The 22315-nt window shown below is 67.9% G+C and carries 18 protein-coding genes; 12 read left to right on the top strand and 6 right to left on the bottom strand.

Going from position 1 to position 22315, the window contains the following annotated elements; translation table 11 throughout:
- Positions 1-133: 133 nt before the first annotated feature.
- From I6H87_RS31735 to I6H87_RS31725, 3 genes are all read left to right on the top strand, one after another.
- On the top strand, positions 134-1510 hold the full coding sequence (locus I6H87_RS31735) for an NCS2 family permease (RefSeq protein WP_011617972.1): 1377 nt from the start codon (positions 134-136) through the stop codon (positions 1508-1510).
- A 708-nt stretch (positions 1511-2218) separates the two neighbouring features.
- On the top strand, positions 2219-2689 hold the full coding sequence (locus I6H87_RS31730; RefSeq protein ID WP_011617970.1) for a hypothetical protein: 471 nt from the start codon (positions 2219-2221) through the stop codon (positions 2687-2689).
- A 125-nt stretch (positions 2690-2814) separates the two neighbouring features.
- Complete coding sequence (locus I6H87_RS31725; protein ID WP_010811152.1) at positions 2815-4182, top strand: sigma-54 dependent transcriptional regulator; 1368 nt, start codon at positions 2815-2817, stop codon at positions 4180-4182.
- Between the two features lie 113 nt (positions 4183-4295).
- Here I6H87_RS31725 and I6H87_RS31720 read toward each other — a convergent pair whose 3' ends face one another.
- The 3 genes from I6H87_RS31720 to I6H87_RS31710 form a co-directional block, all read right to left on the bottom strand.
- The gene (locus tag I6H87_RS31720; protein WP_011617969.1) at positions 4296-4685 is read right to left on the bottom strand and encodes a hypothetical protein; all 390 of its coding nucleotides are present in this window, start codon (positions 4683-4685) and stop codon (positions 4296-4298) included.
- A gap of 146 nt (positions 4686-4831) precedes the next feature.
- A complete protein-coding gene (locus I6H87_RS31715; RefSeq protein WP_231881471.1) occupies positions 4832-5056 on the bottom strand; it encodes a hypothetical protein in 225 nt (74 codons plus the stop codon).
- Positions 5057-5472: 416 nt separating this feature from the next.
- Complete coding sequence (locus tag I6H87_RS31710; RefSeq protein WP_010811154.1) at positions 5473-5667, bottom strand: hypothetical protein; 195 nt, start codon at positions 5665-5667, stop codon at positions 5473-5475.
- 102 nt (positions 5668-5769) lie between these two features.
- On the opposite strand from I6H87_RS31710, the gene I6H87_RS31705 reads away from it, so the two are divergent.
- Together I6H87_RS31705 and I6H87_RS31700 are read left to right on the top strand one after the other, a co-directional pair.
- Entirely contained in the window at positions 5770-6843 is a 1074-nt protein-coding gene (locus I6H87_RS31705; RefSeq protein WP_011617967.1) for a YihY/virulence factor BrkB family protein, read from the top strand.
- Between the two features lie 173 nt (positions 6844-7016).
- Positions 7017-8618 carry a peptide chain release factor 3 gene (locus I6H87_RS31700; protein WP_010811156.1) on the top strand — a complete coding sequence of 534 codons (1602 nt, stop codon included), beginning with the start codon at positions 7017-7019 and terminating at the stop codon, positions 8616-8618.
- A gap of 90 nt (positions 8619-8708) precedes the next feature.
- On the opposite strand, the gene I6H87_RS31695 is transcribed toward I6H87_RS31700, so the two are convergent.
- Positions 8709-10865, bottom strand: coding sequence for a TonB-dependent receptor family protein (locus I6H87_RS31695; RefSeq protein ID WP_011617966.1), 2157 nt, complete (start codon positions 10863-10865; stop codon positions 8709-8711).
- Positions 10866-11216: 351 nt separating this feature from the next.
- Here I6H87_RS31695 and I6H87_RS31690 point away from each other — a divergent pair, with 351 nt between their 5' ends.
- Positions 11217-12464 (top strand): MFS transporter, encoded by a 1248-nt coding sequence (locus tag I6H87_RS31690; RefSeq protein ID WP_041688258.1) that lies wholly within the window; start codon positions 11217-11219, stop codon positions 12462-12464.
- 459 nt (positions 12465-12923) lie between these two features.
- Positions 12924-13862, top strand: a complete 939-nt coding sequence (locus I6H87_RS31685) for a mechanosensitive ion channel family protein (RefSeq protein WP_011617964.1) — start codon at positions 12924-12926, stop codon at positions 13860-13862.
- Here the strand turns inward: I6H87_RS31685 and edd are convergent.
- Positions 13859-15715: a phosphogluconate dehydratase gene (edd, locus tag I6H87_RS31680; protein ID WP_011617963.1), complete on the bottom strand. Its 1857-nt coding sequence runs from the start codon at positions 15713-15715 to the stop codon at positions 13859-13861. The genes I6H87_RS31685 and edd overlap by 4 nt on opposite strands.
- Before the next feature lie 226 nt (positions 15716-15941).
- Here edd and zwf point away from each other — a divergent pair, with 226 nt between their 5' ends.
- The 5 genes from zwf to I6H87_RS31655 are packed head-to-tail and all read left to right on the top strand — an operon-like array spanning position 15942 to position 21207.
- Positions 15942-17399 (top strand): glucose-6-phosphate dehydrogenase, encoded by a 1458-nt coding sequence (zwf, locus tag I6H87_RS31675; RefSeq protein ID WP_011617962.1) that lies wholly within the window; start codon positions 15942-15944, stop codon positions 17397-17399.
- A gap of 34 nt (positions 17400-17433) precedes the next feature.
- A complete protein-coding gene (pgl, locus tag I6H87_RS31670; RefSeq protein ID WP_011617961.1) occupies positions 17434-18114 on the top strand; it encodes a 6-phosphogluconolactonase in 681 nt (226 codons plus the stop codon).
- A 35-nt stretch (positions 18115-18149) separates the two neighbouring features.
- Positions 18150-19163 carry a glucokinase gene (glk, locus tag I6H87_RS31665; RefSeq protein WP_011617960.1) on the top strand — a complete coding sequence of 338 codons (1014 nt, stop codon included), beginning with the start codon at positions 18150-18152 and terminating at the stop codon, positions 19161-19163.
- Positions 19164-19165: 2 nt separating this feature from the next.
- Positions 19166-19879, top strand: a complete 714-nt coding sequence (locus I6H87_RS31660; RefSeq protein WP_011617959.1) for a response regulator transcription factor — start codon at positions 19166-19168, stop codon at positions 19877-19879.
- Complete coding sequence (locus I6H87_RS31655) at positions 19879-21207, top strand: sensor histidine kinase (protein ID WP_011617958.1); 1329 nt, start codon at positions 19879-19881, stop codon at positions 21205-21207. The genes I6H87_RS31660 and I6H87_RS31655 overlap by 1 nt, the downstream gene beginning before the upstream one ends.
- A gap of 60 nt (positions 21208-21267) precedes the next feature.
- Here the strand turns inward: I6H87_RS31655 and I6H87_RS31650 are convergent, their stop codons facing one another.
- The gene (locus I6H87_RS31650; RefSeq protein ID WP_011617957.1) at positions 21268-22203 is read right to left on the bottom strand and encodes a 2-hydroxyacid dehydrogenase; all 936 of its coding nucleotides are present in this window, start codon (positions 22201-22203) and stop codon (positions 21268-21270) included.
- Between the last annotated feature and the right edge of the window lie 112 nt (positions 22204-22315).

The raw sequence follows: 22315 nt of genomic DNA, 5'->3' as shown, positions 1-22315 counted from the left end.
AGCGGGCCGGCCTGCACCAGAGTACGCTCGCCGCCCAGCGGGGCGTCGCGGGATGCTTCAGGCCGAAGCCAGCCACCTGCGGCCGCGCCGTTGTTGTCGCCGCGCACACGATAACGATATCAGGAGACCAGTCATGTCGATGCCGGAACCCGCTTCCAAGCCGGGCACGTCAACCGCCAATCCGCCGCACGGCAAGCCACAGGCCGCGCCTTCGCTGATCGAGCGCCTGTTCAGGCTGCGCGAACACCAGACCGATGTACGCACCGAGATCCTCGCCGGCGTCACCACGTTCCTGACGATGGCGTACATCATCTTCGTCAACCCGTCGATCCTGGGCGATGCGGGCATGCCGAAAGACGCGGTGTTCGTCGCCACCTGCCTGGCCGCGGCGATCGGCACGCTGATCATGGGTTTCTACGCGAACTACCCGATCGCGATGGCGCCGGGCATGGGCCTGAACGCGTACTTTGCCTATACGGTGGTGAAGGGCATGGGCTTTGCATGGGAGGCGGCACTCGGCGCGGTCTTTATCTCCGGCTGCCTGTTCCTGCTGGTCACGCTGTTCCGCGTGCGCGAGATGATCGTCAATGGCATTCCGCATTCGATCCGGGTGGCGATCACCGCGGGCATCGGCCTGTTCCTGGCGATTGTCGCCCTGAAGAACGCCGGCATCGTCACCGCCAGCCCGGCCACGCTGGTGACCATCGGCGACCTGCACCAGCCTTCGGCCGTGCTGGCGATCATCGGTTTCTTCGTGATCGTGGCACTGGATCATCTGCGGGTGAAGGGCGCGATCCTGATCGGCATCCTGCTCACCACGCTGCTGAGCTTTGCGTTTGCCGGCAATACCTTCCACGGCGTGTTCTCCGCGCCGCCGTCGCTCGGCCCGACGCTGTTCAAGCTAGATATATCCGCCGCGCTGTCGATCGGCGTCATCAACGTGGTGCTGGTGTTCTTCCTGGTGGAGTTGTTCGACGCCACCGGCACGCTGATGGGCGTGGCCAACCGCGCGGGCCTGCTCAAGGCCGGGAAAATGGACCGGCTGAACAAGGCGCTGATGTCCGACAGCACCGCGATCATGGCGGGCTCGTTCCTCGGTACGTCTTCCACCACGGCGTATATTGAAAGCGCATCCGGCGTGCAGGCGGGCGGGCGCACCGGACTGACGGCGGTGACGGTGGCCGTGCTGTTCCTCGCGGCGTTGTTCATCGCGCCGCTGGCCGGCACGGTGCCGGCCTATGCCACCGCGCCGGCGTTGCTGTATGTGTCCTGCCTGATGTTGCGCGAGCTGCTGGAGATCGACTGGAATGACGTCACCGAAGTCGTGCCCGCGGTGATGACCGCGCTTGGCATGCCGTTCACGTACTCGGTCGCCAACGGCGTTGCGTTCGGCTTTATCAGCTACGCGGCGCTCAAGCTGCTGACCGGCCGCGCACGCAGCGTGCCCGTGATGGTGTGGATCATCGCGGCGGTGTTCATCTTCAAGTTCTACTACCTGCCAGGGCATTGAGCGCGCCAGCCGGCATGGGATGAAGGAAGGGCGGCCAGGGCCGCCCTTTTTCCATGGTGCGCTGCTGTCATGATATTGACATCGTGATGCCGGGCGGGCGCCGTAGCGCCGTCCGACACCCGCCAGCCGTACCCGTTTCTGCGTGCCGCGCGAGCGGGTCCACCGGCCGGGCGTACCTGTTTCTGCGTGACAGTCCGCCACCCCTCGGGCATGCGGCACGGCTTGCGGCACCCGCGGCGACGGTGCTGCCATCACCCGTTCGGGGGTCAAAGCGTACCCGTTTCTGCGTAGCATGGATGCAGACATCGACTGCTCGTAATGTGTCCGAAAAGGTGGCGGTGGCAGGCCGGGGGCCAGTGTGCGCGCGGCCTCATACCAAAGTATGAGATTGGCTGTAAGTCACCCACTCGGGGCTGGACAAAGTGCCCCAAATGCACTGAACTATAGACGTGGCAAAGAGGGGCGCGGCAAGGCGCCCCTTCTTGACTCCGGTGCATGCGGCAGGATGCCGGAGCCAACCGAGAGCGCTTGAGCGCCGTTCGCCGGTCGGTGGACATTTCGGTCCAGACCGTCAACAAGGCGGCATAGCCACCATCCGGGAGCGTGCGGGAAACACGCGCGCCACGCAGACAAAAAACCAGTTCAAAGACTGACAAGTGGTAACCGCAGACGTGTAGTGCCGGGGGATGTTGTTCAACGGGGATTATCATGACCGCAGGAGAGATCCGGCGACCCGCTATCGGGCCTGTCAGGGAGACTAATAACCGCTCCATCCGAGCCATCCATCATGCCTGGGCTGCCGTGGGGGAAGCCGCAGGCGAAGCACCCAGCAAGCGGACCGTCCAAGATGGCGCGACGGCCGAGGTGGCCGCCCTGCTTGCCGACGACAGCGAACTCAGCGACAGCGCACGCGCGGCCGTGGCCAACCTGCTGCGCCGCCATCGCCTGCTCGAAGGCGAACTGACACGCCAGCGCACGCTGTTGCAGGAATGGATCCTGAGCCAACAGACCTACAAGACGCTCTACTACCAATACTCCGGCCAGTCGCAGCAGGCGCCGCGCCTGGAGTTGATGCGTGAAAAGGAGGCTGTGCGGCGGCGTATCCGCGCTCAGCTCCAGGTGGGTGCGGACGATCTTGCCGCGCCCGATGAGCAACTCCGCAGTCTGTCCAGCTCGTGATACCGACGTCGCGCGCGGGTGCGTGCCCGCAGCCAGTTCAGCCCCACCGTCCGCCGCGGCTGCAGGCCGCGACGGCGGACACGGGTGCCCGAACCAAGAACAAGCCTAACGTCCGGGAGATCGTGATGGACCGACTGTGCAAGGCGTCACGCACTGCACAGATCGTGGTCGTGTCGCGTCATGAAGATTTTGGTTTTGACCCGTCTGGCACAGCCACGGGATGGGAAATCCGCCGGATCCAGCAGATTCGCGACCTTGAACGCGTGGTGCGGGCCTGCCCGCCCATGGCAGGCGTGATCGACCTGCAGTCCGACTACAGCGATGCCGAGTTCGCGCAACTCGAACAGGCACTGCAGTACCTGCACATTACGTGGGTGGCCATCACCTCCGATGAAATGCTGGCGCAGGAGCGCGTGCGCCGGCTGATCCGCGACTACTGCGTCGACTACGTGCGCATGCCGTTCTCGATGCCTGAACTGCTCTACACGCTCAAGCATGCGCAGGGCATGGCGTCGCTGCACGGCACGCGCCCGCAGGAGACCGCCTCGCGCGGCACCATGATCGGCGAGTGCGCGGCGATGCGGGCGATGTTCCGCTCGCTGGCCAAGGTGGCGCACAACGAGGCACCGGTGTTCATTTCCGGAGAGTCCGGCACCGGCAAGGAACTCGCCGCGCAGGCGATCCACGATGCCTCGAGCCGGCGCAAGGGACCGTTCATTGCCATCAACTGCGGTGCGATTCCCTCGCACCTGGTGCAGTCCGAGCTGTTCGGGTATGAGAAGGGCGCGTTCACTGGCGCCAACCAGCGCAAGATCGGCTGGATCGAGCAGGCGCAGGGCGGCACGCTGTTCCTCGACGAGATCGGCGACCTGCCGCTGGAAAGCCAGGTGGCGCTGCTGCGTTTCCTGCAGCAGGGCATGATCACCCGCCTGGGCGGGCACCAGTCGATCCCGCTGAACCTGCGCATCATCTCGGCCACGCACGTGGACCTGGTGGCGGCACAGGCCGACGGGCGCTTCCGTTCCGACCTGTTCCACCGGCTATGCGTGCTGACGCTGACCATCCCGGCGCTGCGCGAGCGCGGCGAGGACATCCTGCAGCTGGCCAACGCGGTGCTGGCCGAACACGGGCACGAGGCCCACCGGCGCATTCGCGGGTTCTCGGCCTGCGCAACGCAGGCAATGATGCAGTACGCGTGGCCGGGCAACGTGCGCGAACTGATCAACCGCGTGCGCCGCGCCATCGTGATGACCGACAACCGCAAGATCACCGCCGAAGACCTGCAGCTGCACGGCGGGGCGGAGCTGCCGCGCAAGACCCTTGACGCGATCCGCGAAGAAGCCGAGCGCGAGGCCATCCGCACCGTGATGGCGAGCCACGGCTTTCACGTGGTGCCGGCCGCGCGCGAACTCAATGTCTCGCGCGTGACGCTGTACCGGCTCATGCACAAGCACAACATCCGCGTGGAGAGTCAGGCGACTGCGGGCGAGTAAGCGGCAAGCCGGCGCAGGTTGCCGGAGGCCGGACGCAATCCCAGGCGCCGCAGGAAAGGGGAACAGGCGACGTCCGCCCGCCGGCTCCGCCTTTCCTCGTGCCCGTCGGCACGTCAGCGCACCACTGCCAGGGGCCGCCTGGCCCCGGACTCGCCGCTGGCCGCATCCATCAGCTCGGCGGCAAGGTTCATGCTGAGCTTGCCGCGCGGCTGGCGCGGCGGCCCGTTCTCGTCATGCTGGCGCCACGGCACGATCGCGCCGCGCTCCGGCTTGTCGCGCGCTTGCCGCCCTGGCGTTGACGTGGCGGCACCGGACGGCGTGTCCGGCGAAAGCTGCAGTTCCCCCCAGGCCCAGCCAAAGCCGCGCACGTAAACATCATTGCTGACCGCCGCGTGGCTGTCGGCGCTGGCCGCTTCGGGGCGGTCGAACCAGGCATAGCTTGCCGCCGCGGCGCTGGTTGAGAACACCGCCAGCACCGTGGCGGCAAGCATTCCGGCTGTCATGGCGGGTGCCTCCCTGTGGAAAAAACGGTGCCCGCCGGGGGACGGAGCACCAAATCCGCGCGGGCACGCTGGCTCGCGTACCCGCCATCATTCCGTTCGCGGCGCCAGCCTGCCGCGACATCCTGCGTTGCCAATACTGCCTGCGGTCACGCGCGCCGCTTGCCCGCGTGGCGCCGGAAGGCAGCCCTGGCAACTCCGTGCCTGGCCGTCGCTGCGCAGCCAGCGCCTTGCGCGGCCGGCGTGGCGGGCGGCGTACGCGCCCGCGGATGGGGCAGCAGTGGCGACGACAGCAGGTCCACCACCGACGGCGGCGGACCCGCGAGCCGGTAGGAGCGCCGGCGCGCCGTCATGCGTGATGGCGGATGACGCATGTCTGGGTTTTCTCCTGCATGCAATGGCTGGTTCCATGGGCACGGGCCCATGTGCCCCTGTTTTGCCTGAGCGACAAGTGTGCCAAGGGCCGCAAAGGCTTATGCCACGCGGGTTTGCGGTATGAGGGACGAGCGCGGGCAGGCCTTGGGGCGCGGTGGCAGACCAATCGGTTTCGCCGCTGCAACGCGCCATGCGCGCGGCGGCGCGCGTGGTGGCCGCGCTGGTGCGGCGCCGGGTGCCCGTTGCGTACGCGGGGTGCGGGATAACGCGCTGCGCTAGGCCCGCAGGCGCGCTCTTGCAACGCGTTGCACGCCTGAAACCGGCGTTGCAGTTGACGCGGCCCGGCAACACCTGCACCGGCCGCCGATAGGTCACGCAGAAACAGGTACGCCCCGGTCAGTGTCCTGCGGTGCCGTCAGCGTGGTTGCCCCGATGCCGGCGCGGCTGGTGTGTCGGGAGGATTGAGCGTGGCGGGCGCGGCCGGGGTGGCGCTGGCCGCCGCGCCGGAAATGGGCTTGGGGCCCGGCTGGCTGCGTTCGCAGCCGGCGCAGCCCAGCATGCCGATGATCAGTAGCACGGCCGCAGGGCGCGTGCGGAGGTTGCAGGTCACGGTGCCTCCTTGCGCCGGCGCGCAGGCACGGGTTGCGCCGGCAGGTGTGCCTGGTCCTACTGTAGCAGGTTGCCTCCCTGCGCCGGCTTGGGGCAGCGCGCGATGCGCAGTATGATGAACGCACGGGCCTTCGCCGCACAGACCGCGCCCCGAAGGCATGCGCAACGCACACGCGATCCGCCTGGCGCATCGCGCCAGCACCTGGCCGTGACCGACAATACCGAACACCAGTCCTCTTCCGCCGGCAGCGCGGCGCCACATCACCGCAGGCATCGCCCGCACTGGCTGCCGGACCGCCATACCGGCGCACGCACCCTGCGCGTGGTCGCTGCCGCCATCAACTCCTGGTTCGCGCATCGGGCGGCCAGCAAAGGGGCGGCGCTCTCCTTCTACATGCTGTTCTCGCTGGCGCCTATCCTGGTGCTGGTGATCTCGATCGCCGGCCTGTTCTTCGGCGCCGAGGCCGCACGCGGCGAGATTTTCTCGCAGCTTGAAGGCCTGGTGGGCGAGCAGGGCGCCACGGCCATCCAGGAAATCCTGGCGGCTACGCACCGCGCAGGCGGCAGCGGCATGGCGGCGCTGGTGGCGACGGGCATCCTGCTCGTGGGCGCCACGAGTGCCTTTGCCGAGCTCAAGAGCAGCCTGGACGACATCTGGCATGTGCCGGTGCCCGAGACGGCGGGCTGGCAGCAATTGCTGCGCACGCGCCTGCTGTCATTCAGCCTGGTGCTGGTGCTGGCCTTCATGCTGCTGGTGTCTCTGATCGTCAATGCGGCGCTGGCCGTGGTTGAGCGCCTGTGGGGCCAGTTGTGGACGCAATCGTGGTTCGCGCCGGTGGCCGATGTGCTTTCCACCGCCTTTTCTTTTGCCGTGGTGACGGCGCTGTTCGCGGTGATCTTCAAGATGCTGCCCAATGCGCGCATTGCCTGGCGCGACGTCACCATGGGCGCGGTCATCACAGCCTTGCTATTCTCGATCGGCAAGCGGCTGATCGGCCTGTACCTGGGCAACAGCGCCGTGGCCTCCTCGTACGGGGCCGCGGGCTCGGTGGTGGCGCTGATGCTATGGGTGTATTACTCGGCACAGATCTTCTTTTTCGGCGCGGAACTGACGCGTCAGTACGCGCTGCAGTTCGGCAGCCTGCGCGGCAAGCCGGCAGAGAAGCTGGCGGAATAACTTGCCGCACCTGGGCGCCACAAACCCGGAGCGGTGCCCAAAACCGGTAAAATAGCGCCCCATTCCCTTCGCGTGCCCGCAGAGCCCGGCCCCGCCATCGCCTGCGGGCGCTGCCGGCGCTGGCCCGGCCGCCCGCCGGGCCATCCAATATTTCCCAGTCAAACTCCGCTGCCGTGAGCTCGCTCGTTTCTGAAATTGCGCGTCGACGCACCTTTGCCATCATCTCCCACCCCGATGCGGGCAAGACCACCCTGACCGAAAAGCTGCTGTGGTTCGGCGGCGCCATCCAGGTCGCGGGCGAAGTGCGCGCGCGCAAGGCCGACCGCCACGCCACCTCGGACTGGATGGAGCTGGAAAAGCAGCGCGGCATCTCGGTGACCTCGTCGGTGATGCAGTTCCCCTACCGCCGGGAGACCGCCGATGGCAAGGCCCAGGAGAACATCGTCAACCTGCTCGACACCCCGGGCCACGAGGACTTCTCTGAAGACACCTACCGCACGCTGACCGCGGTGGACTCCGCGGTAATGGTGATCGACTCGGTCAACGGCGTGGAAGCGCAGACCATCAAGCTGCTCAACGTCTGCCGCCTGCGCGACACGCCCATCCTCACCTTCATCAACAAGCTCGACCGCGAAGGCCGTTCGCCGATCGAGCTGCTTGACGAAATCGAGGAGGTGCTGCAGATCCAGTGCGCGCCGATGACCTGGCCGATCGGCATGGGCAAGGCCTTCCGCGGCGTGTACCACCTGATCAACGACAAGGTGCAGCTGTTCGATCCGCACGGCGAGAAGGGCACGGCCGCGATCCTGGACGGGCTGGACAACCCGGAGCTGGACCGCATCCTGGGCAGCCAGGCCGAAGAGCTGCGCATCGAGATCGAGCTGGTGCGCGGTGCCTCGCACACCTTCGACAAGGACGCGTTCCTCAACGGCAAGCAGACCCCGGTCTACTTTGGTTCGGCCATCAACAACTTCGGCGTGCAGTCGCTGCTGGATGCGCTGTGCGAGCTGTCGCCGCCGCCGCTGGCGCGCAACACGGATTCGCGCGTGGTTGAGCCGCAGGAGCCCAAGTTCACCGGCTTCGTCTTCAAGATCCAGGCCAATATGGATCCGCGCCACCGCGACCGCATCGCTTTCGTGCGCGTGTGCTCGGGCCGTTTCGAGCGCGGCATGAAGCTGCTGCACGTGTCCGCCGGCAAGACCGTGGCGATCAACAACGCCATCACCTTCATGGCGCAGGACCGCAACACCACCGAAGAAGCCTATGCCGGCGACATCATCGGCGTGCCCAACCACGGCACCATCCGCCTGGGCGATGTCTTCACCGAGGGCGAGCCGCTCAAGTTCACCGGCATCCCGTCGTTCGCGCCAGAGTTTTTCCGCCGCGCGCGCCTGAACAACCCGCTCAAGGTCAAGCAGCTGCAGAAGGGTTTGCAGCAGCTGGCCGAGGAGGGCGCCACACAGATGTTCCGCCCGCTTGCTTCTAACGACCTGGTGCTGGGCGCGGTCGGTATCCTGCAGTTCGACGTGGTCGCGCACCGGCTCGAGCACGAGTACGGCGTCGATGCCATTTTCGAATCGCATGAATGCGCGACCGCGCGCTGGCTCAAGGGCACGCCCGCGGAGATCGAGAAGCTGATCGCCAAGGCGGGGCATAACGTGGCGCTCGATGGCGCGGGCGACCATGTCTATCTGGCGCCGAGCATGGTGAACCTGCGCCTGACACAGGAGCGGTTCCCGGAGCTGCAGTTCATGGAGACGCGCGAGATCGTTTGATCGCGTACTAAAGCTGCAAAAGCAAAAACGGCTCGCAACTGCGAGCCGTTTTGCTACCTGAGGGGAGCACCCCCTCAGCCTGATTTCGCCTCAATATGCCAGTGACGCCTGGATATAGAACGTCCGCGGCATCCCCACATACTTGCCCGCATTGTTGTCGGTCGAGCGCGTGAAATAGCGCTTGTCGAACACGTTCTTCACCCCAACCGCCACCTTCAGATTCTGCGCCGACTTGCCGAAGTCATAGCCCAGCCGCATGTTCAGCAGCGCATAACCCGGGATATCGCCCAGCGCACCGTTTGCGCTTTCCGCCGTCTGGTAGTTGGTCGACGTGCTCGGATCGCCCGGCGAACGCTGTTTCGACTGCGCGAAGCCATCGACATTGAGTGCCCAGCGGTTGCGCGCATAGCGCATGCCTACGGTGGCCACGTGGCGCGAATAGAACGGCAGGTCGCGCCCGGCGAAGTTGCCCTGGTTGTAGGTGGCTTCGGTGAAGGTGTAGGTGGCGTATGCCGACAGGCCGGCCAGCGACTTGTCGAGCGCGCCGAAGTCATAGCGCAGCGACGATTCCACGCCACGGTGGGTGGTGGCGCCGAGGTTGGTCCACGCGTCCGGCGCGCCGCCGGTGCCGCCGCGCAGTTGCAGCTCGTCGTCGAAATCGATATTGAACAGCGTCAGCTCGCCGCCCCAGCCGTTGGCGTTGAAGTGCGTGCCGACCTCATACGTCTTGGCCTTCTCGGGCGTCAGGCCGTTGGTGGTCTGCGCGATCTGGAAGTACTGCAGCGGGCCGAACGAAACGCCGGCGTTGGCGAACAGCTTCCACTGGTCGCTGACGTGGTACATCACCGCCAGCGACGGCAACGGCTCGTTGGACGAGACGTCGTTGCGAGCGCCGGTGAAGTTGTCGGTCACATACGATCGGATGAACTCATAGCGCAGGCCCGGCGTGATGGTCCAGCTGCCGACGTTGATGGTGTCGTCGATATAGACCGCATTGGCGGTGGTGCCGCCCGTGCGCGACTGGTACACCGGCGAGCGCAGCGTGGTCGGATCGATGGTGCCCGGGGTGTAGAACAGCGTGCGCGATGCCTTTTCGTCGCTGGCTTCGCGCAGGAAGCGGTAGCCGACGCTGACCTCGTGGCTCATGCTCTCGCCGCGGAACAGCTGCGAGTAGCGTGGCTCGATCGCGAACGTGTGGTAATTGCGCGGGGCCGCGGTCAGGCGGCGCAGGTTGGCCTGCGTGCCGGTGCCTTGCTGCTCGATGTTGCTGCCGCGGAAGCTGTCGGTGTAGTACGTCAGCACCTCGAACTTGCGGTTATTGTCGTTGTGGCTGTACTTCAGGCTGAAGTCGCTGCGGCGGCCGTCGAAATTGTCGTAGGGCCGCACCGACTGGAACGGGTCGGCCGCATACTGGGCCGAAGTCAGGCCGCCGGGCATGCCGGCCCTGCCCTCGTAGTAGTGGAAGGCCGCGCTCAGTTCATCGGTCTTCGAGATCCGGTACGTGCCCTTGAGCATCAGGTCGTCGATATTGACGTGGTCGTTGCTCTCGCGATAGCCGTTGCCATGGATGCCCGAGTACAGCAGCGCGCCGCCCAGGCCGTTGTCGTTGGTGCCGCCGATGAATGCGGTCGGGTTGGTCTTGACGCTGCCGCCGTGGCTGTAGATGTCGGTCGACACCGACGCATCGGCCACGAAGGTCTTCGGTATCGGGCGCGTCACGAAGTTGATGATGCCGCCCACGTTCTGCGGGCCGTAGCGCACCGAGCCGGCGCCGCGCACCACGTCGATGGTTTCCAGGTTGCCCAGCGACAACGGCGCCATCGACAGCTGCGGCTGGCCGTAGGGCGCCACTGCCAGCGGCACGCCGTCCATCAGGATGGTCGAGCGCGGCGACAGGCGCGAGGTCAGCCCGCGCACGCCCACGTTGAGCGAGACATCGCTGCCGCCGGTGCCGTTGTTCTCCTGCACCTGCACGCCGGGGATGCGACGCAGCACCTCGCGCACGTTGTTGGCGCCGGCTTCCTGGAAGGTCTCGCGGTCGACGATGGTACGCGCGCCGGGATGCTCCAGCACCTTGGCCTCGTTGGCGTTCTCCAGCCAGTTGCCGACCACGGTGACGGCGTTCAGCGTGGCTTCGGGGTTGGCGGCAGGCGCGGGATCAGCGGCGTGGGCCGGCAGGGCGGCAAGCTGGGCGAACAGCAGGGCGGCGCCGATGGCACCCCCGGAAAGGCGGAAAGCGGGCTGCAAGATGGATTCCTGAGAAGCAGCGCGTTCCGCAAGCCAAGGGGAGGGACGTCGTGGGCGGCCGCGCCAATGGGCCGAGATTATAAATGCGAGTGATTCTCAGAAGCGAAACGGCCAGCACCCGCCGCCCGGGATTGTGGTTTATGTGCATCAATGTGCAGACGTCCGGACACCTAAAAGAGGTGAACTACTAATATTTTTTTCGATAGGTGTGCGCGTGTGGGCATCTGTATGCAGGTATTCAGCAGGCGCTTTAGAATCTTGCCTTTGTGCACTGCAATGGCTGTCGTGGCGTCCTCAACGGCACGGCGGCGCTGGGCGGTGCGCAGCCATCTCCGCCTCCCTCCCGCATCCATGTCTTCCCCAGCCACCGTCCAGGCCGCCGCGCCGGACAGCGTCTTCCGCGACGCCGTTTTCCGCCGTTACTGGTTCGCGCGCCTGTGCACCACGATTGGCTACCAGATCTTTACGGTGGCGGTCGGCTGGCAGATGTACGACCTGACCCGCGACCCGCTGATGCTCGGCATGGTCGGGCTGGTGCAGTTCCTGCCGTCGGTGGTGCTGATCCTGATGTCGGGGCACGTGGCCGACCGCTTCGACCGGCGCCGCATCGTGCGCACCTGTCAGGCGATCGAGGCGCTGCTGGCCGCCGGCATGGCCGTGGCCAGCCTGAGCGGCTGGATCGACAGCCATCACATCTTTGTCTTCGTCGCGCTGATCGGCGCCACGCGCGCGTTCGAGACCCCCACGCTGCAGGCGCTGCTGCCCAGCGTGGTGACGCCGCGCCAGCTGCCGCGCGCGGTGGCGCTGGCCAGCTCCGCCGGGCAGGCCGCCATCATCATCGGCCCGGCAATTGGTGGCTTTGCCTACGTGGCCGGGCCGGGCGTGGTCTACGGGCTGAGTGCCACGCTCTTTGCCATTGCCGCCGTGCTGGTCAGCGGCATCACGCTGCGCCAGGCCGCGCAGCGCCTGACCGCGCCGGTCAGCGTGCGCACCGTGTTTGCCGGGTTTGCCTATATCCGCAGCCGCCCGGTGCTGCTGGGCGCGATTTCGCTGGACCTGTTCGCGGTGCTGCTGGGCGGCGCCGTGGCGCTGCTGCCGATCTACGCGCGCGACATCCTGCACACCGGGCCGTGGGGCCTGGGGCTGCTGCGTTCGTCGCCGGCAGTCGGCGCGCTGGTAATGGCGCTGTGGCTGGCGCGCCATCCGCTGAACCGGCGCGCCGGGCGCATCATGTTCGGCGCGGTGGCGCTGTTCGGGGTGGCTACCGTGGTGTTCGGCGTATCGACCTGGCTGCCGTTGTCGATGGTGGCGCTGGTGGTGCTGGGCGCCTCGGACATGATCAGCGTGGTGGTGCGCTCCACGCTGGTCCAGCTCGAGACCCCGGACGACATGCGCGGGCGCGTGGGCGCGGTCAATTCGGTGTTTATCGGCGCCTCGAACCAGTTGGGCGAGTTCGAGTCCGGCGTCACCGCGGCATTGCTGGGCCCGGTGGGCGCGGTGATCCTGGGCGGCGTCGGCACGCTGCTGGTGGTGGCGCTGTGGATGCGGCTCTTTCCTGCGCTGGCCGCGCGCGACCGGCTGCACGATCATCCGGCCTGACCCATTGCCGGGGCAGGGAGCGTACCCGTTTCTGCGTCCCTGTCGATGCCCGGATGGCGGTATCGCCGACCCCTATTCGCCAACTTTCGTCGCTGAAAGTTGTGCCGCACAGCCGGCCCGCCGCGCCGAGCCTGGCCTGGCTGCCCCTGGTTCCTCCCTCGCTCGGATTTTTCTGATCCGCCGCCAGCCTTGATTGCACAAGGGCTGGCGCGCCTGCACGCAACCGCGTGACGCAATCGCCGGAAACCAAATCCCGCCTTGCTTGTCCCCTTCACTGTATTGCCGTGCCGGCATTGTCGGTGATCGTCCGACATCGCGCTGGCAACGTGCGGCAAGTTGTCAAGCGGGAAATTCCCCGCCAGGCGCCTGGGGGCGATCTGGCAGCCCGCTGCCGCACGCAGAAACGGGTACGCAGCACCGCCTGTCTCCTCCATAACAACCGCAAACGGAGCCGCTCCCATGGACCTGAACTTCATCGATGCGAACAAGCTGGAGGCGGGCTGGACTTACCTGGTCCAGTTCGCCATCAACCAGGGAATGAACTGCCTGGCAGCCATCCTGATCCTGATGGCCGGCTGGTGGCTGTCGGCCCGCGTGGCCCGGGGCGCCCGGCGCGCGCTCAGCGGCACGCACGTGGACGAGACCATGCGCCCGCTGCTGGCCAACGCGCTGCAATGGATGGTGCGCGTGCTGACCATCGTGCTGGTGCTGTCGCAGTTCGGGGTGCAGACCGCCAGCATCATCGCCATGCTGGGCGCCGCGGGACTGGCCATCGGGCTGGCACTGCAGGGCACGCTGCAGAACATTGCCGCCGGCATCATGCTGGTGCTGCTGCGGCCGTTCCGCGTCGGCCAGTACATCGATGCGCAGGGGGTGGCCGGCACCGTGCGCGAGACCGGCCTCTTCATGACCGAGCTGACCACCTTCGATGGCGTCTGCCTGCGCGTGCCAAACGGCAAGCTGTGGGGAAGCGCCATCACCAACTACAGCGAGAACGCCACGCGGCGCGCAGACATCGAGGCCACGGTGACCTTCGACAGCGATGTGCAGCGCAGCCTGGAAGCGCTGCGCGCGATGCTCGCGCGCGAGCCGCGCCTGCTGGCCGAACCCAGGCCCGAGACCATGGTGGTCAACTACACGCAGCAGGGCATCACGCTGAACGTGCGCTACTGGACCTCGAATGACGACTACTGGAACGTGCGTTTCGCGTTCTACGAGCGCATCAAGCATGTGCTGGAACAAGCCGGCAGCAAGCTGGCGGTGCCGATCCAGGAATTGCACGTGCCGGGCGCCGCCTCGGTGCCGGGTGCGGTGAAGGTGGCCGACAGCGCGCCATCGGCGAGCGCGCCGCACCCGGCCGGCGCGGCGTCGCGCCGGCCGGTGCAGCACCTGGGCTAGCCGAGCACGGGTGCGTTGTTGTCGTCGTCGTCCTCGTCCGAAAACAGCGTGCAGGCGCCGCTTTCCGCGGTGCTGACATGGCGGCGGAAGGTGGCGAACAGGTCGCGGCCCACGCCGTGGCGATTGGCGCTGAGGTCCGGACGGGCAGGCGCGCGCGCCTGCCATTCGTCATCCGGCACCAGCACCTCGAGCACGCCCGCGGGCGCATCCACGCGCATCATGTCGCCGCTGCGCACGCGCCCGATCGCGCCCCCGCGCAGCGCCTCGGGGCAGACGTGAATAGCCGCCGGCACCTTGCCCGACGCGCCCGACATGCGCCCGTCGGTCACCAGCGCCACATGGAAGCCGCGGTCCTGCAGCACCGTCAGCGTGGGCGTGAGCTTGTGCAGCTCGGGCATGCCGCACGAGGCCGGGCCCTGCCACGGTAGCACCGCAACGAAGTCTCGCTCCAGCTCGCCGCGCTTGAATGCGTGCAGCACATCGTCCTGATGCTCGAACACCATCGCCGGTGCCTCCACCACCTGGTGCTCGGCCTTGACCGCAGAGGTCTTGATCACCGCGCGGCCTAGCCTGCCGTCCAGCACCTTGATGCCGCCGTCCGGCGCAAAGGGCGCGTCGGCGGCGCGCACGATGCTGTCGTCGAGCGGCGCGGCCGGGCCGTCGATCCAGGTCAGCTTGCCGTCGCGCAGCACGGGTTCGCGCGTGTAGTCCTGCAGCCCGCGGCCGACGATGGTGGTCACGTCGTCATGCACCAGGCCCAGCGACAGCAGCCCGCGGATCACCACGGGCAGCCCGCCTGCGGCCTGGAACTGGTTCACGTCGGCCTTGCCGTTCGGGTACACGCGCGCCAGCAGCGGCACCACGGCCGAGAGCTCGTCAAAGTCGTCCCAGCCCAGCACGATGCCGGCCACGCGCGCCATCGCGATCAGGTGCAGCGTGTGGTTGGTGGAGCCGCCGGTGGCCAGCAGCCCGACGATGCCGTTGACGAAGGCGCGCTCGTCCAGCACCTCGGCCACCGGCGTATAGCGCTCGCCGCCGTGCACCAGCTTCAGCGCCTGGCGCGCGGCCTCGCGCGTGAGCGCCTCGCGCAGCGGTGTGTTGGGGTTGACGAAGGCCGTGCCCGGCAGGTGCAGGCCCATCATCTCCATCAGCATCTGGTTGGAATTGGCGGTGCCGTAGAAGGTGCAGGTGCCGGGGCCGTGGTAGGAGCGGGTCTCGGCCTCGAGCAGTTCCTTGCGGCCGATCTTGCCTTCGGCGTAGAGCTGGCGCGTGTGCGCCTTTTCGTCGTTGCTGATGCCGGTGGTCATCGGCCCGCCCGGCACGAACACGGCCGGCAGGTGGCCGAACGACAGCGCGCCCATCACCAGCCCGGGCACGATCTTGTCGCACACGCCCAGGTACAGCGCGGCATCGAACATCTGATGCGACAGCGCCACCGCCGTGGCCAGCGCAATCACATCGCGCGAGAACAGCGACAGGTCCATGCCGTCCTGGCCCTGCGTGACGCCGTCGCACATCGCGGGCGTGCCGCCGGCAAACTGCGCGGTGCCGCCGGCCTCGAGCGCCGCTTCCTTGAGCCACTGAGGGAAAGCCGCCAGCGGCTGGTGCGCCGACAGCATGTCGTTGTAGGCCGAGACGATCGCCAGGTTGGGCCGCTCGTCGGCCTTCAGCCGGATCTTCGCGGCGTCCGGCATGGCAGCCACCGCATGGGCCAGGTTGGTACAGGAAAGCTGCGCGCGTTCGACCTTCTGCCCGGCCATGGCGTGGGTGCGGTCAAGGTACGCCTGGCGCGAGGCGGCGCTGCGGGAGACGATGCGGGCGGTGACCCGCTCGAGCACTGGATGACGTGGCATGGGGTTCTCCTGCGGGGGAGCTTTCAGCCTAGCGCACTTTGCCGCGTACCGCACGATCCACTGCGCAGCACACGCAGAAACGGGTACGCTTCGCGCTCCGGTCATGCCTTTGCCAAGCAAGTGCCGCGGCCTGCGCCTCGCCAAGCGCTGGCGAGTCACGTAAACTGGCCACACCGCGCGCCTTCCATGGCGGGTCCTCAAATCGCTAAAGGAGTCCAGGGTGAGCATGCCTGATTTCGACATGGTGCTGTTCGGCGGCACCGGCGACCTGGCGCGGCGCAAGCTGCTGCCGTCCCTGTTCGATGCCCACCACGCCGGCCTGCTGCATCCGGCCGCACGCATCCTCGCCACCGGCAGCCAGCCGCTCTCGACCGCGGACTACCTCGCCTCGCTGGAGCAGACCGTGCGCCCCGGGCTAGCCCATGCGCCGCCCGAGTCATGGGACAAGTTCTGCGCGCGCATTGTCTACGTGCAGGCCGATGCACGCGTGCCCGCGCATTTCGATGCGCTCGCGGAGCAGGTGCTGGCACGCAAGCCTGAAGTGGTGGTGTGCTATCTCGCCACCGCGCCGCACCTGTTCGTGTCGATCTGCGAGCAGCTGGCACGCACCGGCCTGAACACGCGCCAGGCGCCCAACGTGCGCATCGTGCTGGAAAAACCGCTGGGGCATGACCTCGAATCCAACGAGGCAATCAACTCGGCAGTGGCGAAGTTCTTCGCCGAAGAGCAGATCTACCGCATCGATCATTACCTCGGCAAGGAGTCGGTGCAGAACCTGATGGCGATCCGCTTCGGCAACGCGCTGTTCGAGCCGCTGTGGCGGCGCGAGTGGGTGCAGGACGTGCAGATCACCATCGCCGAAGAACTCGGCGTGGAAACGCGCGGCGACTTCTACGACCGCACCGGCGCGCTGCGCGACATGGTGCAGAACCACTTGCTGCAGCTCTTGTGCATGGTGGCGATGGAGCCGCCGGCCAGCCTCAGCGAAGATGCCATCCGCGACGAGAAGATCAAGATCCTGAAGGCGCTCAAGCCGATCACGCCGCAGGACGTGGCCGAGAAGACCGTGCGCGGCCAGTACCGCTCCGGTGCCATCGGCGGCAAGCCGGTGCCGGGCTACCTGGAAGAAGCGGGCATCGCGCCCGACAGCCGCACCGAGACCTTTGTCGCGATCAAGGCCGAGATCGCCAACTGGCGCTGGGAAGGCGTGCCGTTCTACCTGCGCACCGGCAAGCGTATGCAGTCGCGCGTGGCCGAGATCGTGATCCATTTCCGCGACGTGCCGCACGCGATCTTCCCGCGGCCGCTGACGCTGTCGCCGCAGAACCGGCTGGTGATCCAGCTGCAGCCGGAAGAAAGCATCCGCCTGTACTGCCTGGTCAAGCAGCCTGGCGACACGCTGGAGCTGACGCCGACCTCGCTCGACCTGGACTTTGCCAACTCGTTCAAGGTGCGCCGCGCCGGCGCCTACGAACGCTTGCTGCTCGACGTGATCCGCGGCCGGCTGGGCCTGTTCGTGCGCCGCGATGAACAAGTGCAGGCCTGGCGCTGGGTCGAACCCATCATCGACACCTGGGATGCCAGCACCGTGCCGCCCAAGCCCTATACCGCCGGCACCTGGGGACCGGCCGCGTCGTCGGCGCTGATGTCGCGCGACGGCGGGCTGTGGCACGAGGAAGCCTGAGCCATGCGCTCGCAGAATCGCAAAGGAAACCATCATGCGCGTGTTTGAGCATCCCACCCCGATGGACCAGGCCGAGGCGCTGGCCATCTCCATCGGCAATGCGCTGGAACTGGCCATCCGCGTCAAGGGCTGGGCGGTGCTGGCGGTCTCGGGCGGACGCTCGCCGGTGGCGATGTTCGAGCGGCTGCGCCACCGGCACGTGCGCTGGGAAGCGGTGACCATCACGCTGGTCGACGAGCGCGTGGTGCCGCCCGAGCACGCCGACAGCAACGCCGCCCTGGTGCGCGCGCACCTGCTGCGCGAGGCCGCTGCCAGTGCCGCTTTCGTGCCGCTGATTGCCGATGCGCAGGACGCTGCCGCGCCGGCACAGGCGGTGGCGCGCGCCAACAGCGCATTCCGCCAGCCAGACGTGGTGGTGCTGGGCATGGGCGAGGACGGCCATACCGCCTCGCTGTTCCCGGATGCGCCCGAACTGCAGGGCGCGCTGAGCGAGCCGCAGCCCGGCTACGTGATCACGCGCCCGTCAGCCGCGCCGCATGCCCGCATCACGCTCAACCTGGCGGCGCTGCTGGCCACCGAGCGCGTGTTCCTGTCAGTGTCGGGCGCGGCCAAGGCCGAGGTGCTCGAACGCGCGCTGCAGGGCCCTGTGCCGTCGTTGCCGGTCAGCCTGGTGCTGTCACGGCACCGGCACGGGCTTGACGTGTTCAAGACCTGACAGACTGATTCCCAAGCGGAGCACTACCCGACACCATGGCCACCACTGCATCCTCCTGCGCTGACTTCCCCCGCCTGCTCGGCGATGTGGGCGGCACCAACGTGCGCTTTGCACTGGAAACCGCACCAATGCGGATCGGCCCGGTGACCGCGCTGAAGGTGGCCGATTTCCCGTCGCTCGAAGCAGCCCTGCGCCAATACCTCGACGGACTTTCCGCGTCGGGCAAGCCGGTGCCGCGCCACGCGGCGATCGGCCTGGCCAACCCGGTGACCGGCGACCAGGTCCGGCTCACCAACCACAACTGGTCGTTCTCGATCGACGGCATGCGGCGCGCGCTCGGGCTGCAGACGCTGGTGGCCATCAACGACTTCACCGCGCTGGCGCTGGCCCTGCCGTACCTGCCTGCCGACGGGCTGGTGCCCGTGCGTGCCGGCACCGCGGTGCGCACCGCGCCGCTCGCGCTGGTCGGGCCGGGCACCGGGCTGGGCGTTTCCGGCCTGGTGCCGGCGCCGGGCGGAGCAGCCGTGGCGCTGGCCGGCGAAGGCGGCCATATCGAGCTGATGCCCGACACTGACGACGAATGGATCGCCTGGCGCGCCGCCCATCGCAACGTTGGCCGGGTGTCGGCGGAGAGGCTCCTGTGCGGCAGCGGCCTGTCGCATATCCATGCCGCGCTGGCCGCAGAAACGGGTACGCTTTTGCTCGCGCCGCTGTTGCCGGAGCAGGTCACCACCGGCGCCTTCGAGCGCCACGACCCGCTGTGCCAGCGCGCCATGGCGGTGTTCTTCGGCCTGCTCGGCTCGGTTGCGGCCGACATCGCCCTGGTGCTGGGCGCACGTGGCGGGGTCTACCTGGGCGGCGGCATCCTGCCACGCTTCGTGCCTGCGCTGCAGGCCTCGGCCTTCGCCGAGCGCTTTGTCGCCAAGGGCCGCATGCGCGGCTGGCTGGAGGCCGTGCCGGTCCACGTCATCACCGCCAGCCACCCCGCGCTGCCGGGACTGGCGCGCGCACTGGCCGAGCAGCTCGACGGCCGCGGCCGGAACGCATAGCCATGCGCGTGCTGCTGGTGGAAGACGACGCCATGATCGGCGACAGCGTCAAGCTGGCGCTGCGCCAGGAAGGCTTTACCGTCGACTGGGTGCGCGACGGCGACGCGGGCCTGGCCGCGGCCAGCACCGCGCAGCACGGCCAGGCGTGCTATGACCTGATCCTGCTCGACCTCGGCCTGCCGCGGCGCCCGGGCCTCGACGTGCTGCGCACCTTGCGCGCGCGCGGCGTGCCGACGCCGGTGCTGATCCTGACCGCGCGCGATGCCGTCGCGGATCGTGTCGCGGGGCTCAATGCCGGCGCCGATGATTACCTGGTCAAGCCCTTTGACCTGCAGGAACTGGCGGCGCGCATGCACGCGCTGGCGCGCCGTGCCGCCGGCCGGGCGGAACCGCTGGTCAGCTACGGCGACATCGTGCTCAACCCCACTACCCGCGAGGCCACCCACCGCGGCGAGCCGGTGCGCCTGTCGGCGCGCGAGTTCGCGCTGCTGGCCGCGCTGATGGCGCGGCCCGGCAAGGTCTGGTCGGTGCCGCAGCTGCAGGAGCGGCTGTACGGCTGGGACGATGAAGTCGGCAGCAATACCGTCGAGGTCTATATCCACGCGCTGCGTAAGAAGTTCGGCGCGGCGCTGATTCGCAATATCCGCGGCGTGGGCTATGTGGTGCCGCGCCTCGATGGGGATGCAGCATCCGTGGGCGAAGGAGACACCCCCTGATGCGCTCCATCCAGCGAACCCTGCTGTGGTGGCTGGCCGCGGGCCTGCTTGCCGGCATCGCCGTCGCCACGGCGCTGATCTACGGGCAGGCACGGCAGGAAGCCAACGCGCTGTTCGACTACCAGATGAAGCAGATGGCCGCGGCATTGCCCAGCCAGTTCGCCGACCCGGTGGCGCCGCCTTTCCTGGGCTCGCCCGGCGACCTGACCCACGCCGACGAGGATGTGGTCATCCACATCTGGGACGGCTCCGGCCGCAGCCTGTACCTGTCGCATTCGCACCCGGCGCTGCCCGCGCGTGCGGAACTGGGCTTTTCCAACGTGACCACGCAGCAGGGCGAATGGCGCCTATACAGCATGCAGCTTGGGCCCACCGTGGTGCAGATCGCGCAGCCGATGAGCGCACGGCGCACCCTGGCCGCGCGCATGGCGCTGCGCACCGTGGCGCCGCTGCTGTTGCTGCTGCCGCTGCTGGGCTGGCTGGTGTGGATGGCAGTGGGGCGCGGCCTGCGCCCGCTGCGCGAAATTGCCACCGAAGTGCGCGCGCGCGACGCCAACACACTGGCGCCGCTGGCCGTGCGCCAGATGCCGGACGAGATCGCTCCGCTGAGCGCAGCGCTGAACCAGCTGCTGGCGCGGCTCTCGCACGCCATCGACACCCAGCGTGCCTTCGTCGCCGACGCCGCGCACGCCCTGCGCACGCCGCTGGCAGCGCTGCAGTTGCAGGCACAGCTGGTGGAGCGCGCCGCCAACGGCGCAGCGCGTGACGAAGCGATCGGCAAGCTGCGCCAGGGGCTGGAGCGGCTGACCCACCTGGTCACCCAGCTTTTGACGCTGGCACGGCAGGAGCCGGGCGCAGCCATGCCCCGGCACGAACCGGTGGAGCTGCATCAACTGGCCGCAAGCGTGGTCGCGGACATGGCGCAGGCAGCGCTGGATCGCAATATCGACCTTGGGCTGGACGGCAGCAAGGACACGTCGCCGGTGGTGGTGCGTGGAGATGTGGATGCGTTGCGCATCCTGCTGACCAACCTGCTGGACAATGCGCTGGCTTATATCCCTGCCGGAAGCCGTATCGATGTGCTGGTGGGTCGCAGCGCCGATGGGCGCGCCGTTGAGCTGGTTGTCAGCGACAACGGGCCGGGGATCCCCGCTGAGGAGCGGGCGCGCGTGTTTGACCGGTTCTATCGGGTGGCCGATGCGCCGACCGGCGGCAGCGGGCTGGGGCTGGCCATCGTGGCGGAGATTGCCCAGTCGCATGGGGCGCGGGTGGTGCTGGAGGATGCGGGGCCGGGGTTGAGGGTGAGGGTGGTGTTTGGGGCCGGGTAGATCTTAGCTGCTGCTTGGGCTGTTGTCGGCGTACCGTTGTCCAATGCAAGAGCTTGCCCCTCAGTCCACCGGCGTCAACAACCCCTCCCCAGCAAAATGCCGCCGCGCATTCTCCAGGAACTGCGTCACGGACGCCGTGATGGCCTCCGGCGACCAGCCAGCCACATGCGGCGTCAGCACGACGTTAGGACAGTCGAACAACACCACCGGCGGCGCCGGCTCGCTCTCATAGACATCCAGCCCCGCCCCGCCAAGCTTGCCAGCGCGCAGCGCTGAAGCCAGCGCTTCGGTATCCACCACGCTGCCGCGCGCGATATTGACGAGGAACCCGGCCGGCCCGAGCGCCGCCAGCACGCTTGCATCGACCAGGTGCCGCGTACCTGCCCCGCCCGGCGTGGCGATCACCAGGTAGTCCGCCCAAGCGGCCAGCGCACCGATGCTGTCGAAGTACCGGTACCCGGCATCTTCGCGCGGCTTGCGGTTGTGATAGCCGATCTCCAGGTCGAAGCCTTCGCCGCGCCGGGCAATACGCCGGCCGATGGTGCCCAGCCCGACGATCCCCAGCCGCTTGCCAGAGACATTGGGCCGCAGCGGCAGTGCAGTGCGCCAGGTGCCTGCGCGCGTGGCCGCGTCCAGCTGCGGCACGGCGCGCACGGTCGCCAGCAGCAGCGCGAAGGCGTGGTCGGCCACGCAGCTGTCGTTGGTGCCGGCGCCATTGGCCACGGCGATGCCGCGTGCGCGGGCGTGGGCCACGGCGATGTTCTCGAAGCCCGCGCCCAGTGCGCACACCAGTTCCAGTGCCGGCATCGCGTCGATCTCCGCCGCGGTCAGGCCGGTGGAGCCGATGGTCAGTACCGCGCGGATGCGTTCGCCCTGCGTGGCGATCTGCGCGGCGCGGCCTTCGGCGTCTGGCGCGTAGAGGATCTCGAATCGTTCGGCAATGGCGTCGCGGTGGTGGGTGGCGACTTGGGTCAGGATCAGCAGCGTGGGCTTCATGGGGGACAGCGGAGCAGGCGATGGAGTCGGAGAAGGGTGACAGCGGGTGGGATGCACCCGGAGTCCGTCACGCGGATAGCGGGCAGACGTCACATTCTAGCGCTGCGGCGCC

Origin of the sequence: Cupriavidus necator, from assembly GCF_016127575.1 — a bacterium.
GTDB lineage: Bacteria > Pseudomonadota > Gammaproteobacteria > Burkholderiales > Burkholderiaceae > Cupriavidus > Cupriavidus necator_D.
This window is presented reverse-complemented; position numbering and strand designations above follow the sequence as displayed.

What these genes read in the sequence shown, in the direction of transcription:
- I6H87_RS31735 (WP_011617972.1), top strand. Translation starts at nt 134, where the DNA reads ATGTCGATGCCGGAACCCGCTTCCAAGCCGGGCACGTCAACCGCCAAT.
- I6H87_RS31725 (WP_010811152.1), top strand. Translation starts at nt 2,815, where the DNA reads ATGGACCGACTGTGCAAGGCGTCACGCACTGCACAGATCGTGGTCGTG.
- I6H87_RS31705 (WP_011617967.1), top strand. Translation starts at nt 5,770, where the DNA reads ATGCGCAGTATGATGAACGCACGGGCCTTCGCCGCACAGACCGCGCCC.
- I6H87_RS31660 (WP_011617959.1), top strand. Translation starts at nt 19,166, where the DNA reads ATGCGCGTGCTGCTGGTGGAAGACGACGCCATGATCGGCGACAGCGTC.
- I6H87_RS31690 (WP_041688258.1), top strand. Translation starts at nt 11,217, where the DNA reads ATGTCTTCCCCAGCCACCGTCCAGGCCGCCGCGCCGGACAGCGTCTTC.
- glk (WP_011617960.1), top strand. Translation starts at nt 18,150, where the DNA reads ATGGCCACCACTGCATCCTCCTGCGCTGACTTCCCCCGCCTGCTCGGC.
- I6H87_RS31650 (WP_011617957.1), bottom strand. Translation starts at nt 22,203, where the DNA reads ATGAAGCCCACGCTGCTGATCCTGACCCAAGTCGCCACCCACCACCGC.
- I6H87_RS31685 (WP_011617964.1), top strand. Translation starts at nt 12,924, where the DNA reads ATGGACCTGAACTTCATCGATGCGAACAAGCTGGAGGCGGGCTGGACT.
- pgl (WP_011617961.1), top strand. Translation starts at nt 17,434, where the DNA reads ATGCGCGTGTTTGAGCATCCCACCCCGATGGACCAGGCCGAGGCGCTG.
- I6H87_RS31655 (WP_011617958.1), top strand. Translation starts at nt 19,879, where the DNA reads ATGCGCTCCATCCAGCGAACCCTGCTGTGGTGGCTGGCCGCGGGCCTG.
- I6H87_RS31720 (WP_011617969.1), bottom strand. Translation starts at nt 4,685, where the DNA reads ATGACAGCCGGAATGCTTGCCGCCACGGTGCTGGCGGTGTTCTCAACC.
- zwf (WP_011617962.1), top strand. Translation starts at nt 15,942, where the DNA reads ATGCCTGATTTCGACATGGTGCTGTTCGGCGGCACCGGCGACCTGGCG.
- edd (WP_011617963.1), bottom strand. Translation starts at nt 15,715, where the DNA reads ATGCCACGTCATCCAGTGCTCGAGCGGGTCACCGCCCGCATCGTCTCC.
- I6H87_RS31730 (WP_011617970.1), top strand. Translation starts at nt 2,219, where the DNA reads ATGACCGCAGGAGAGATCCGGCGACCCGCTATCGGGCCTGTCAGGGAG.
- I6H87_RS31715 (WP_231881471.1), bottom strand. Translation starts at nt 5,056, where the DNA reads ATGCGTCATCCGCCATCACGCATGACGGCGCGCCGGCGCTCCTACCGG.